The following is a 13,298-nucleotide window of genomic DNA, read 5'->3' as shown; positions in this document are numbered from 1 at the left end:
CTCTTCTTCCATTCCACATTCCGAATTCGCCGTCCCGCACGCACATTACCCGCGCGTATACGTGATCTCCAGCGTCTTGAATTCCGGCGCGCCTTCCATCGACTCGTACATCTCGAAAACGTGCTTGTCGTTGTTGATGACCTTCAGCACGTTGCGAAACTTCTTCATCTTCTTCATCATCGGGTCCATGTACGCGCCGTGGTACTCGAACTTCTTGCCCGAGGCGTCGCAGGTACCCGTGGCATAGATGAGCGACGTCGACATCGAGTCCATCCACGTCGCCTGGAACTGACCGGCCGCCTTGTCGTATGAGGTAAAGCCCAAACCCTGGAACGACATGCCCGGACCGACTTCCCCCTCCGATTCCTCGCGCAGATACCGCCCGTCAAGGACCATCTTCTTCACCGATTTGCCCGTGCTCATCGACGGCTCGGACTCCGGGCTCATCCACCACTTCGACTCCGTCTTCCACACGCCTTCCATGGCCGCGAGGTGTTGATGATGCTCGTCGGGGGCGTTGAGCGCCATCCACTGCTTCATCATCTCCTCCTCAGACATCTGCCCCGGATCGCCATGGTCGTGACCTTCATGCCCGTGGCCGGCATGCTCACCATGACCCTGCCCGTGCGCTCCACCCGATTTCTCTTTCGACTGGGCAAGCACCGACCCACTCAGCCAAACCGCCACCGCAGCGCAAAGAAATCCCCCAAGCACCATTCGCGTACGCATGATCTTCTCTCCTGGTTACAAAGAACGGCTTCCTCGGACCGGCCCGTGTCGTCCGAAAGGAAGGCGCACAATCATAGGACAGACGGCGTCCGCTCACAATGCCCTGGTTTCAGTCACACAAGAACGGGCAATTTTTCCGGTCAGGGGTCGAAGGACTCGCCGAAAGCCGCCACGTCGCGCAGGTTGACGTGATCGTCATTGTCGAAGTCGACCCGGCGGCAATCCGTGTTGGCATAAGGAAATACGGGCCCGAGCAGGCATTCGGAAAGCCCGAGGTAGTCCGTCAGGCTCACGAAGCCGTCGAGGTTGTAATCCCCGCCGATGGGCGTGCAGGAAAGGGCTCGCACCGAGAAGTCGTCGATCGCCGCCTCGGTCAGCGAATCGCTCGGATCGTCACTCGTGCTGAAGCGCATGCGGAGAAGCTGACCGCTGATCTGCGGGAAGTCACTCAGCCGCAGGCTCCTGGGTACCCACACCGGCTCATGCTGCACGGATTCGACGAGCACCCACGTATTCCCGCCGTCGCGCGAAAGCTCCACGGTGAGGCGGTCCGGAATCCCGCCCGTACTGTGGAAGTAGCGGGCGTAGTTGATCTCCGCATCGGGGGCCTGAAGCTCGATAACTGGCGACAACAGCCGCACCGGGCCGAAGTCCACGTCATTCGTGCCGATCGAGCCGCCCGAATGTCGCTCGGTGAAATAGCAATGGGTTCCGGGCGGAACGGTGTAGTCGTAGGGCGGATCAGCGGGCGTCAGATTGAACATGCCCCGGGGATCGCCGCGCTCCCAGACACCGTGCGTTTGCGACGGGTTGATCGTAATGACCGCCCATCCGCGGTCGGATTCGAAATCGTCAGCAAAGAGCACACGATCGAATCGCGCCGTGGAGTGCCATGTGTTCGCCGGTGCGCCTGCTGGCTCCGTGGCGACCGCACCGCCGTCGCCTTCCACGCGAACGTAGTAATCGACTTCGGCTCCGCAGGATTGGGACGGCAGGTCGGCCTGATAAATCCCGCCGCCCAGCGGAACCAGCGGCGTGGAAACATAGATCCCCCCGTCGGCACGATACCACAGCCGGGCGGAACCCGGCGCGATCGACTCCGCAGCTTCCTCGATACCGATGGTCAGTGCCGTGACCCGTCCCGGGCGCACGAAGTCGGGTACGGGCTCCATCGGCACAAGGCGCAAACCCGGAGGCGGGGCAGCCTCGAGTGCCCGCCGCGCATTGATCCGGCCCGCGCCGAAATGTTGATCCCAGCCGGGCGTTCCCAGGTCGTCGGCGGTGTCCAGCAGAATCTGCCGAATCTGCGCATTCGTCAGCGCAGGGTTGTACGAACGAAGCAGGGCGGCCACCCCGGCCACATGGGCGATCGCGGCCGACGTCGAGAACTCGAAAGACTGGTATCCCCCGCTTCCGTCGGTGGAAATCACGTTCACCCCGGGTGCGGCCACATCCATCTCCGGTCCGTAGTTGCCGGACGTGCTATCGGAGGCATCGGTCGAGCTCACCGCCAGGCAATGGGCGTAGGCAGCCGGAAAGCGAACGAAGGGCTCGCCGACGTTTCCGGCAGGGGCGAGAACCAGGACGCCCGCGTTGTCGGCGCCTTCAACCGCCGCTTCGACGATGCTGCTGCTCGTTCCCGATGCGACGGGGATGATGATGATCTCTGCGCCCTGTCCGACCGCCCATTCGATACCTTCAACGAGGTCTTGGTTGGCGATCGCGCAGCCAGTCTGGATGCGGACCGGCAGTATTCGCACGTGATCCTGAATGCCGGCGATCCCGGCACCATTGTTCACCTCGGCCGCAATGATTCCCGCGGCAAAAGCTCCCTGGTCCGTACAATCATCACTCCAGTCACGGGGATCACCTGCGGTGGCAAAGCCGGGCAGCAATCGGTCGGCGAACTCCATATGAGGATTGACGCCGGGGCCGACAATGGCCACCACCACCGGGCGGGTCCCGCGGTGAATGTCCCACGCGTCGAGCAAGTCGATATCCGCGCCGACCAGACCGGCGTGACCCGCAACGTCTTGTCCGGTGTTGTGTAATCCCCATTGTTGCTCAAAAAGGGGATCATTCGGAGGCGTGCCCGCCTCAAGATCGGCTACGCTTGTTCCCAGTACTGAGACAGTCGCTACGCAGAATGTGAGAGCATGATTGCCTTTGTGGTGCAACATACACGGCATCCCCAATGACAGCGCATTGAGCGAATCTCAAGCCTCCGCTGCTACAAGGCAGGTTCCCAATATACCGGCCGGGAGATGCCAAGTTAAGAAGCTCAACCGGATGTCGCCGGCGCGAGATTGGACTGCACCCTCGGAGACATGGGGAGTCGGGGGCTAAGTTCCTTATCCTGGGGAAGTTGGAAGAAGGGGCCCGCCGAGCTCGGACTATGGCAGATCCCTGCCGACAGACGCGACGGCAAGGGGAGGCAGGTACACGGCTTCGGACTCATCCAATCCGTAGGCCTGGAAAAGACCCTCCGGAAGACGGACGGGAATACCCATCTCGTCGACCGGGCAGCGCCTGGCCAGTTGCGTGAGCAAGGCACGCAGGCTCAGCCACTGCGCAGCCGAAAAAGGCTCCACATCATTCTGGCGAACCATGGTGACACGAATCGCCGACCCGCCATGGAGCGTCGGAATCTGGCGGCGCCAGCGCTCGCTGGCTCGCGTCCGCCCGTCGCGATCAATTCGAAAGTGCCAGTCGTCAGACCCCGCCGCCTCCGCCATCAGCAACGTCCCGGACGCGGGCGAGATCGAAGACTCGACCACGACCTGTACGCCGGTCCAATGCTGCCGCGCCGACGACTCCGCCGGGGAAGTCAGCGACGCGTGCTGCTCCATGAGATCCTGAAGATCGAGCGAGACGGTCGGGGTGTACGACTGCGGGGAGATCCACGCCAGAAACACCGTCGTGGTGGTCATGGCCAGCGCCAGACCGGAAAGCGTGATCAGCATCCTTGCTCGATTGTTCACTTCGTTGGTTCGTCGGGGGGCAAGAGTCTTCGTCGATCGCGAGCCCTGCGATCTTCTCGAGGAAGTTCATCGGCTCTGCAACCTAGATTACTTTCGCGATTCTTGTTGTCAACGCGGCACGATCAGTGAATCACGCCAAATGGATAAGCAGTCGTCGAATCGCCCGCGCTGGGATATGCACGCGCGCTGCCGACTTCGACGCGCGAGAAGCACGAAAAGGCGAGATTTCCCAGCGGGGATCGGCTACTTCCCGCAGTAGTCGATAATCCGCGCGATTTCACGGCGCAAGTCGCGGCGATGCACGATGCGATCGACGAAGCCATGCTCGCGCATGAACTCGGCCGTCTGAAATCCCTCGGGAAGCTCGGCATTGATGGTGTTGGCGATGACCCGCGGACCGGCAAAGCCGATCATCGACTTCGGTTCGGCGATAATGATGTCCCCCAGGCTCGCAAAGCTGGCCGCCACCCCTGCGGTCGTGGGATCGGTCGCCACGATGATCGAGAGTCCCTTGGCGTCATCCAGTTGAGCCAGCGCGGCCGAGGTCTTGGCCATCTGCACCAGCGAGACCATCCCTTCCTGCATTCGCGCGCCGCCGGACGCCGTCACGATGACCACCGGCACGTTCTCGTCCCGAGCCTGCTCAATGGCCCGTGTGATCTTCTCACCCACCACGGCCCCCATCGAAGCCATGATGAACTTCGGATTCATCACCGCGAGTATGACTGCACGGCCGCGGATGAACGCCCGCCCGACGACCACGGCCTCCTTCTCCCCCGTTTTCTCCTCTTCCTGGATCAGGCGCTCCTTGTACGGAAGGCGATCCTGAAAACCCAGGGGATCGGTGGAACGCAGGTCCACCGCAAACTCCTCGAACGAGCCGGGATCGACGATCTGCTCGATGCGCGTGCGGGCGTCGATCCGGCGGTGGTGATCGCACTCCGGACAGACGAAGAGCGCCTCCGCCACTTCCTTCTCGTAGACCATGTGCCCGCAGGACTCGCACCGGGCCCAAAGCCCCGCCGGAACCCCCGCCCGCTCCTCGCTCATCGCAGAATCTCCACCCGCCAATTGCACCTGATCCATATTCTATTCGATCTCCTTTGTCCGGGCTTCCTCCGCCAGACGTCGCAATTCAAGCATGGCTGCAAGCGGCTCCGGCTTTCCGAACACCGCCGTACCGGCAACGAACGTATCCGCTCCCGCAGCCGAAGCCTGTGCGATCGTTCGAGCGTCAATTCCGCCGTCGATTTCCAGCCGCTGGTCCGGCCGAAGCCGCTTCCGCAGCGCCTCGACCTTGGGCACAACCTCGGCCATGAACGACTGCCCCCCGAACCCCGGCCAGACGCTCATCACCAGGACCAAATCGACTTTCTCGACAATGGCGGCAATGGCCTCGGCCGGCGTCGTCGGGTTGAGCGATACTCCGACGTATCGACCCAGCCCGCGGATGTGCTCCACGACTTCCCCCGGGTTGCTGGTCACCTCGATGTGGAACGTAATGAGATCGCACCCGGCCTTGGCGAAGGCCTCGGCGTAACGCTGCGGCTCGGTAATCATCAGGTGGGCGTCGAAGAACAGCTTCGACCGGCTCCGCAGGGACTTGATCACCGGCACACCGAAGCTGATGTTGGGCACGAAATGCCCGTCCATCACGTCAAGATGGAGGACATCCGTGTCGTGCTCGATCAGGGCCACCTGCTCCTCCAGCCGCGCAAAATCGGCCGCCAGAAGCGACGGGGCGATGCGGACCTTCGGATCAGCGAGGGGAAATCGGCTCACGGAGAGTATTCATGCAGAATCGGGCGGATTCCGCAAGATGCTGAGGGTTCCCACGCAATCGAATCGGGAGGGAGACGCGTCGGCCCAATCCCTCCTACTCCCCCTTCCACCGCACGTTCGGCTTCCTACTGGCCGTGACCTCGTCCAATCGGCGGACGGGCATGGTGTGCGGAGCCGAGCGCACCGTCTCCGAATCGCGCTCGATTTCGTCGGCAATGTCCAGCATCGCGGTGACGAACTGATCCAGCGTCGACAACGATTCCGTCTCCGTCGGCTCGATCATCAGACAATGGTGGATCGGCCAGCTCATCGTCGGCGGGTGAATGCCGTGGTCGATGAGCCGCTTGGCGATGTCGTGCTCGGTAACATCACTCCCCGGGAACTCCGGCACAAGGATGAACTCGTGGGCGTACGGCGGCGGGAAGGGCAGCTTGTAACGATTCTTCAGCCGGGCGGCGAGGTAATTGGCCGCCAGCACGGCCCGTTCGGCCACGTCCTTGAGCCCGTCGTGACCGAGACTGCGGATATACGTATACGCCCGGACGAGCACGCCGATCTGACCGTAGAACGAGCGTACCTTGCCGATGGACGCCGGCCGGTCGGCATCCCAACCGAAGGTGCCGTCGGACTTCTTGACCACTTGCGGAACGGGCAGGAACGGTCGCAGATGCTCCGCCACCGCTACCGGACCCGCGCCGGGACCACCGCCCCCGTGCGGCGTGCTGAAGGTCTTGTGCGTGTTGAAGTGCATCACGTCCACGCCGAAATCGCCGGGGCGGGTCATGCCCAGCACGGCGTTCATGTTGGCCCCGTCGAAGTAAAGCTGGGCGCCTTTGGCGTGGAGAATCTTGGCGATGTCCGCGATCTGCTCGTCAAACACGCCGCAGGTGTTGGGGTTGGTGATCATCATCGCCACGGTGTTCTCGTCGACCTGGGCGCGGAGGTCGTCGAGATCGACCCGGCCGTTGGGCTTGGAGCGAACCGTGCAGGCGTCCCGTCCGCAAACGGCGCACGATGCGGGGTTGGTGCCATGAGCCGTGTCGGGGGCGAGAACCTTCTGGCGATGCTCGCCCCGGCTGCGGTGATAGGCGTTGATGATCATCAGCCCGGTCATTTCGCCGTGAGCCCCGGCCGCGGGCTGGAGTGTAACCTCGGCCAGACCGGCGATTTCGGCCAGGTCGCAGCGCAGGCGGTAGAGCAGTTCGAGGGTTCCCTGAACGTCGGCGTCTTCCTGGCAGGGATGCAAGTGGGCGAATCCGGACATGGCCGCGACACGCTCGTTGATCCGCGGGTTGTACTTCATCGTGCAACTGCCCAACGGGTAGAAGTTGGCGTCGACGCTGAAGTTGCGGTGGGCGAGGCGCTTGTAGTGGCGGACGACGGCCAGCTCGCCGACTTCGGGCAGGGCCGGGGGGGCCTCGGCGCGAAGCTCCGTGGGGAGGTCTGAGGGCTTGGCCGCGGGAACATCGGAAGCAGGCAGCCACGCGGAATTCAAACCCGAGCCGCCAAGCTCAAACAGCAGCGGATGATCCACCTGACGTGTTCCGGGAACTCTGGACATTGCAGGATCGACGACTTCGGCCATGAAAGAAACTTCCGTTGAATAGGCATGTGGGGCGGGCTGAGCCCGCCGTTATGCAATCACGCCGCCTTGAGCGCCGCGACCAATTGGTCGATTTCCTGTCGCGTGCGCTTCTCCGTCACCGCCACCAGGAACGTGTCGCTGTAGCGCTCTCCAAAGCGGGCCAGCGGCACGCCCGCGAGAATGCCGCGCTCTCGGCATTTCTCGATCACGTTTTTGACGTTCTTCGTTGTCCTGACGGCGAACTCCTTAAAGAACGGTGCTTGGGGGAACCGCAAAGAGAAGCCGTCCAACTTGGCGATTTCCGCGGCCGCGTAGTGTGCCTTGTCGAAACTCTGCCTGGCCACCTCGGCAATGCCCTGCCGCCCCATCGCCGCGAGGTAGATCGACGCCCGCACGGCCAGTAGCCCCTGGTTCGTACACACGTTGCTCGTGGCCCGCTCGCGCTTGATGTGCTGCTCGCGGGTCTGGAGCGCCAAGCAGAAACCCCGCCGACCTTCCGAATCGCGGGTCATGCCCACGATTCGCCCCGGCATCTTCCTCAGGTGCGCCTCGCGCGTGGCCATGAGCCCCAGCCACGGCCCGCCGTATTGCAGCGGAACGCCCAGCGCCTGCCCCTCGGCCACGACGATGTCCGCGCCCAGTGCCCCCGGCGACTTGAGCACGCCCGACGAAATCGGGTCCATGGAAACTACCGCCAGCGCCCCGCAGGCCTGAATCTTCGGTATCATCCGGTCGAGCTGCTCCACGCAGCCGAAGAAGTTTGGCGATTGCACCAGCACCGCAGCCGTACTGTCATCGAGCAGGTCGCCCAGCGCGGACTCGTCTACCAGGCCATCCTTCGATGGTGCGATGACCATCTCCTGCTCCCGCTCCCGTTCGTAGGTGCGAAGCACGGAGAGGATGTCCGGATGAACGTTATCGGGGACGATCAGGCGATTGCGCCGGGTGATGCTCGAGGCCATCATCATGGCCTCGGCCGCCGCGGTCGCTCCCTCATATAGCGAGGCGTTGGCCACGTCCATGCCCGTGATCTGGCAGACCATGGTCTGGAATTCGTAGAAGAGTTGCAGGATGCCCTGTGACGCCTCTGCCTGGTACGGCGTGTAGGCCGTAACGAACTCCGTTTGCGCCGCAAGCGCATCGACAACGGTGGGGATGAAGTGGTCGTAGGCACCGGCGCCGAGGAAGCACACGGCCTCCGAGCACGGGTGATTTCGACTCGCCAGTGACTCGACATCGCGCAGGAGTTCGAGCTCGCTGACGCCCGCGGGAATCTTCAGCGACGTCTTCAGGCGCAAGGCCGAGGGGATCGTCGAAAAGAGCTCCTCAATCGAGCGCGCTCCGATGTCCTCGAGCATCGCCCGTTCCTGTTTCTCGGTGATCTGCGTATATCGCATGGGAGTTTCTCGGTGTACGCCCCTTCGGCGAGTCCGGAACAATCCAGGGAATTTTGCCCGCGGAAGAGGGAACGGCTTGCAACATCCAGACGGCCGTCAAACGCGACGCCGACCGTCCACGTCCAGCTTGTACACCTTCGTTTCCAGTGCCTTATTATAGTTCGTCCAGTGCGTTACGGCATCCGGATCATGCTCGATCTCGCCAACCAGCATGGCCACCTTGGCGTCCAGATTATCCAGATGGTGCACGGCAATCGCCTCGGGCATCGCCGGGAGCTTGGGGCTGCCGAACTCGTACCGCCCGTGATGGCTGAGCACGATGTGCTGCAAGGCGGCGCGAACCGCATCGGGGAACGGCTTGCCCCGTCGGGCGGCGATACGATCCGCCTTCTGCTGGATCCAGTTGGCGGCGATCATGATGTGCCCCAACAACTGCCCCTCGTCGGTGTATCCGATCCCCGTCTCGAAACTCAACTCGGCCGACTTGCCGATGTCGTGCAGAAACACGCCGGCCAAGACCAGATCCATATTGAGCTGCGGATAGCGCGGCACGATCAGCAGGGCGAGCTCCAGCACGTTCAGCGTGTGCTCCAGCAACCCGCCGAGATACGCATGGTGCATGACCGCCGCCGCCGGAGCCCGGCAGAACGCGGCCATGAGCCCCTCGTCCGCCAGGAACTCCCCGATCAGCGCCTTCAGCTCGTCGTGCTTGATCCCCTGCAAGATCGCTTCCAGCCGGCTCTGCATCTGGGCGACGTCCTTCGTGGACGCCGGTAGGAAATCGCCGAGCTCGAATCCGCCGTCTTCGACCGGCTGCATCGCATCGATGATAAACTGTGGATTACCCTTGTAGCTCTCTACCCGGCCCTTGAAGCGGAGGAACCCCCCCTCTGGCATGGCCCGGAACCCGTCCTCGGTGGCCTGCCACTGGCGGGCGACGATCTGCCCGGATCGGTCGGTGAGCACGGCGTGGATGTACAGCCCGCCCTGCGTCGTCGTGCGGAGGTCCTTCGAGCGAATTTGAAACACCTCGCCCGGCAGTTGGTCGCCCGCCCGAAGTTCGTTGATGAAACGTTTGGCCACGCCCTGCTCCACGGGATGCGCCCGTCACCGAGACGGCAAGTCATCAAGGATTCGTACACTATCCCTCGTCGGGGGCTCGAGCAAGGTTAGAGCACTCGCTGTCGCGGACGCCGGACCGCCAATGAAGGGCGTTTGACCACCGCCAGCGCATCCCTAAAATCCCCCGACCCCCGTTGGTCTGTCGATTTCCTGTCAGAATACCGCACCCTCTTCGACTGCCGGCGCGGAATCCGAAGCGAATGAGCCCCATGCGTCACGAACGGCGGCAAACCACGCCACACCGGAACCGTCTCCTTCGCCGCAGACTCCTCGCGGCCGCTACCGCCCTTTGGGGAACTTGTCCGCAGTTGATTGCCGAACCGCCTTCCACGGAAAGTAAGATACCGAGCATGAGCCAGACATCCGACCAGGCCCCGGCCAACAGACTGATCCATGCCACCAGCCCGTATCTCCTCCAGCATGCCCACAACCCCGTGGATTGGTACGAGTGGTCACCGGAGGCGCTCGAAAAGGCCCGCGAGGAGAACAAGCCGATCTTCCTGAGCATCGGCTACGCGGCCTGCCACTGGTGCCATGTCATGGAGCACGAGTGCTTCGAAGATGCGGAAGTCGCCGCCGCCCTCAACAAAGGCTTTGTCAGCGTCAAGGTCGACCGCGAGGAGCGCCCCGACCTCGACGAGCTTTACATGAACTACACCCAGTCGACGACGGGTCACGGCGGCTGGCCCATGAGCGTCTGGCTCCTGCCCGACGGAAGGCCTTTTTTTGCCGGAACCTACTTCCCCAAGCCCCAGTTCATGAACGCCCTGGAGCAGATCGCGACCGTGTGGAAGAACGAACCGGAGCGCATCCGCAAGGCCGCCGAACAGGGCGAGCTCGTCATCGGCCAGATGGCTGCCTCACCCCCGCCGGCGGAGGGCGTCGTTCCGAGAGAAACCATCGATCGCGCGGCCGGCACGATCGGCGGCTACTTCGACCGCTCACGCGGCGGCATCAGCGGCGGTGGAACCAACAAGTTCCCGCCCAGCATGGCCATGGACCTGATGCTCCGCGTCTATCGCCTCACGCAAAAGAGCGATCTCTTCGACGCGGTCAAAGTCACATTGGACAACATGGCCCGCGGCGGCATCTACGATCACCTCGGAGGGGGCATCTGCCGCTACAGCACGGACGTGGAATGGCTCGTCCCCCACTTCGAGAAGATGCTCTACGACCAGGCGCTGGTGAGCTCCATCTACCTGGACGCCTACCAGCTCAACCACGATCCGCTCTACGGCTACATCGCCGCCGACATCTTCGATTATGTCCTCGCGGATCTGACCTCGCCCGAGGGTGGCTTCTATTCCAGTCGCGATGCCGACAGCGACGGTCTGGAAGGAAAGTTCTACATCTGGACGGCGGAAGAATTCGAAGAGGCCCTGGGCAAGGAGGACGCCCGGCTGTTCTGTGCGTACTACGATGTGACGCCGACGGGCAACTGGTTTGAGCGTTTCGGCCACGCCCCGCCGGGCCCGAAGAACATTCTGCATATCACCAAGCCGCTCGAAGTCTTCGCTCGCATGCACAACCTGAGCGTCGAGGAGCTGGAAGCGAAACTCGGATCGTGGCGGGAGAAGCTGCTCGAGATTCGCGCCCGGCGCACCCCGCCCGCGCTCGACGACAAGGTCCTCACCAGTTGGAACGGGCTGATGATCGCGGCACTGGCCAAAGGTGCGGTGGTCCTCGACCAACCGAAATACGCCCAGGCCGCCGAACGCGCCGCCACGTTCATTCTGACCAACCTACAGAAAGACGGCCGCCTCCTGCGTACATGGCGGAAGGGACAGGCGCGGCTGACGGGCTACCTGAGCGACTACGCGTACTTCATCGAGGGCTTGCTCAACCTCTACGAGGCGACATTCGATCGGAAGTGGTTGGACGAAGCCGTCCGGCTCACGGACACGGCCGTCCGCCATTATTACGATGAATCGGCGGGCGGATTCTACTTCACCGCCGACGACGCCGAGAAACTCATCGCCCGCTCCAAGCATCCCTTCGACGCCGCCATTCCGTCGGGCAATTCGGTCATGGCCAAGAACCTGCTGCGACTCGCGATTCTGCTCGACCGCAAGGACTACCGCGGGAAGGCCGAGGGAATCCTCCGGCTTTGGGCTTCGCAGGTGGACGGCGCCCCCACCGCCTTCGAGAACCTGCTCTGCGCGGCCGACTTCTACCACGATCGCGTCAAGGAGATTGCCATCGTCGGCGATCCGAAGGACGCCGAGACGAAGGCCCTGCTCCGAGTGGTGTTCGACCGTTACTTGCCCAACAAAGTGGTCGTCCTCACGCCCGACGCCGACCCCAGCGAGAAGCTCCCGCTCCTGGCGCGGAAGACGAAGATGAACGGAAAACCCACCGCCTATGTGTGCGAGCAGTACAACTGCCAGCGACCGGTGAACTCGGCCGAGGAACTGGCCAAGCAGTTGGAATCGACGTCGCCGCCGGAGTGAATTGACGCACAACACCTATTGCTGCGGATGTTATCGGACGGCTCTGGACGCAAGACCTCGCGATGCCGATACTCTCATTCGGGCGATTCTTTTTCCGCTACCGACCGCGGTTCGGTATTCGCCTTGGATCCAGACAATGTGGAACAGAGTCGGACAGCGTAACTGCCTGAAAACCGCCTTGCTCCTGAAGGCGGCATTTGCCGGCGTACTTCTGGCGGCCGTGGCATCCTCCACCACCCTCGCTCAGGATGGTCGACAGCACCAATCCTCGACCGTCGTCCCTCAGACAGACCCGACTCCCCTGCCGCCACCGCGACCACTTTCGCCACAGGACGAGGCTCGCCGGCAGTCCGCCGTCCGCCTGCTCGAAACGGTTCGTGATCGCCGGCCGCAGGAAGATTGGATCCCCTCCGCCCGGATGGTCTCGCGCCAGGCCGAGGATCTGCCCTACCTTCTGCCGGAGGGCACGCGCGTCGTGGATCGAACGGGCAGCTTGCGGCAGGCGGGTGACTGGTGGGCGTTTGTGCCCGCATCCGACGATCCGCCGCTCCCGCCGCTGCGCCTTCTTCCCAACGCCATGCTCGAGGCGGCCGTTCGGACGCTGCTCTACAGCAACCAGGACCTCGTCTTCGCCTTATCCGGCGAGATCACGCTGTTCAAGAACGAGAACTACCTGCTTCTTCGCCTCGCGGTGCGCCATCGAACACCACCCGCGGAGCCGCAGGCCCCGGTTGCAAGGGAAGATGCTCCGCCGAACGGTGCCGACGCCGCAAGCGCGAACCAAGCGCCGGCGGAATCCGACGAGGCGAATAACCAAGCCAAGCCGATGGACCCCGATGCGGTCATCAAGCTGCTCCAGGAGCAGCAGCCCAGCCGGGAGGTGATTCCTGCTCCCGAAAGAGTCCCCGCGGCGGAGGCCGAAACCGCCTTGCAACCGTCGGCCGGCGCCGCCCCACTGCCGGATAACGTGCCCGTCATTCGGCGCCCCGGGCGCCTGACGCGCGACGGCCAATGGTGGAGCTTCAACTTCGAGGCCGGGGAGAACGGAACGACCGACGTTCCCCTGCGCCTCTTGCCGTGCCAGGCGCTGGAACGAATGGTCGAGGCCCAGGAAAGCGCCCCGCCCGACCCGATCTTCGTGGTATCGGGGGAAATCACGGCCTATGACGGGGTCAATTACCTGCTGGTCCGTTCGGCGACGCGCCGCTTGGAGATGGGAAACCTCAAGAAATAAGACGGCCGCGGTTCGGGC

At 63.3% G+C, this 13,298-nt stretch carries 10 protein-coding genes; 2 read left to right on the top strand and 8 right to left on the bottom strand.

Annotated elements, in window-relative coordinates; all coding sequences use genetic code 11:
• Positions 1-45: 45 nt before the first annotated feature.
• The 8 genes from J5J06_19255 to J5J06_19220 all read right to left on the bottom strand — a co-directional run bounded on the left by J5J06_19255 (position 46) and on the right by J5J06_19220 (position 9,557).
• Positions 46-729 (bottom strand): DUF1579 domain-containing protein, encoded by a 684-nt coding sequence (locus J5J06_19255; protein ID MCO6439235.1) that lies wholly within the window; start codon positions 727-729, stop codon positions 46-48.
• Positions 730-869: 140 nt separating this feature from the next.
• The gene (locus J5J06_19250; protein ID MCO6439234.1) at positions 870-2,909 is read right to left on the bottom strand and encodes a S8 family serine peptidase; all 2,040 of its coding nucleotides are present in this window, start codon (positions 2,907-2,909) and stop codon (positions 870-872) included.
• Positions 2,910-3,122: 213 nt separating this feature from the next.
• Complete coding sequence (locus tag J5J06_19245; GenBank protein MCO6439233.1) at positions 3,123-3,710, bottom strand: hypothetical protein; 588 nt, start codon at positions 3,708-3,710, stop codon at positions 3,123-3,125.
• Positions 3,711-3,953: 243 nt separating this feature from the next.
• On the bottom strand, positions 3,954-4,760 hold the full coding sequence (locus J5J06_19240; GenBank protein ID MCO6439232.1) for an acetyl-CoA carboxylase carboxyltransferase subunit beta: 807 nt from the start codon (positions 4,758-4,760) through the stop codon (positions 3,954-3,956).
• A gap of 39 nt (positions 4,761-4,799) precedes the next feature.
• Positions 4,800-5,492 carry a ribulose-phosphate 3-epimerase gene (gene rpe, locus J5J06_19235; GenBank protein ID MCO6439231.1) on the bottom strand — a complete coding sequence of 231 codons (693 nt, stop codon included), beginning with the start codon at positions 5,490-5,492 and terminating at the stop codon, positions 4,800-4,802.
• A 94-nt stretch (positions 5,493-5,586) separates the two neighbouring features.
• Entirely contained in the window at positions 5,587-7,053 is a 1,467-nt protein-coding gene (gene gcvPB / locus J5J06_19230) for an aminomethyl-transferring glycine dehydrogenase subunit GcvPB (GenBank protein MCO6439230.1), read from the bottom strand.
• An 80-nt stretch (positions 7,054-7,133) separates the two neighbouring features.
• Positions 7,134-8,474 carry an aminomethyl-transferring glycine dehydrogenase subunit GcvPA gene (gene gcvPA, locus J5J06_19225; protein ID MCO6439229.1) on the bottom strand — a complete coding sequence of 447 codons (1,341 nt, stop codon included), beginning with the start codon at positions 8,472-8,474 and terminating at the stop codon, positions 7,134-7,136.
• A 96-nt stretch (positions 8,475-8,570) separates the two neighbouring features.
• Positions 8,571-9,557, bottom strand: a complete 987-nt coding sequence (locus J5J06_19220) for an HD domain-containing protein (protein MCO6439228.1) — start codon at positions 9,555-9,557, stop codon at positions 8,571-8,573.
• A 389-nt stretch (positions 9,558-9,946) separates the two neighbouring features.
• Here J5J06_19220 and J5J06_19215 point away from each other — a divergent pair, with 389 nt between their 5' ends.
• Both J5J06_19215 and J5J06_19210 read left to right on the top strand, forming a co-directional pair.
• Positions 9,947-12,046 (top strand): thioredoxin domain-containing protein, encoded by a 2,100-nt coding sequence (locus tag J5J06_19215; protein MCO6439227.1) that lies wholly within the window; start codon positions 9,947-9,949, stop codon positions 12,044-12,046.
• A gap of 136 nt (positions 12,047-12,182) precedes the next feature.
• On the top strand, positions 12,183-13,280 hold the full coding sequence (locus J5J06_19210) for a hypothetical protein (GenBank protein MCO6439226.1): 1,098 nt from the start codon (positions 12,183-12,185) through the stop codon (positions 13,278-13,280).
• Positions 13,281-13,298: the final 18 nt, after the last annotated feature.

Source organism: Phycisphaerae bacterium, assembly GCA_024102815.1.
GTDB lineage: Bacteria > Planctomycetota > Phycisphaerae > UBA1845 > UBA1845 > JAGFJJ01.
Note: the sequence above shows the minus strand (reverse complement) of the source record. Positions and strands in the feature narration are given on the sequence as shown.

Coding starts and splice junctions, on each gene's coding strand:
- J5J06_19255 (MCO6439235.1), bottom strand. CDS start 729: ATGCGTACGCGAATGGTGCTTGGGGGATTTCTTTGCGCTGCGGTGGCG.
- J5J06_19250 (MCO6439234.1), bottom strand. CDS start 2,909: ATGTTGCACCACAAAGGCAATCATGCTCTCACATTCTGCGTAGCGACT.
- J5J06_19240 (MCO6439232.1), bottom strand. CDS start 4,760: ATGAGCGAGGAGCGGGCGGGGGTTCCGGCGGGGCTTTGGGCCCGGTGC.
- gcvPB (MCO6439230.1), bottom strand. CDS start 7,053: ATGTCCAGAGTTCCCGGAACACGTCAGGTGGATCATCCGCTGCTGTTT.
- gcvPA (MCO6439229.1), bottom strand. CDS start 8,474: ATGCGATATACGCAGATCACCGAGAAACAGGAACGGGCGATGCTCGAG.
- J5J06_19215 (MCO6439227.1), top strand. CDS start 9,947: ATGAGCCAGACATCCGACCAGGCCCCGGCCAACAGACTGATCCATGCC.
- J5J06_19210 (MCO6439226.1), top strand. CDS start 12,183: ATGTGGAACAGAGTCGGACAGCGTAACTGCCTGAAAACCGCCTTGCTC.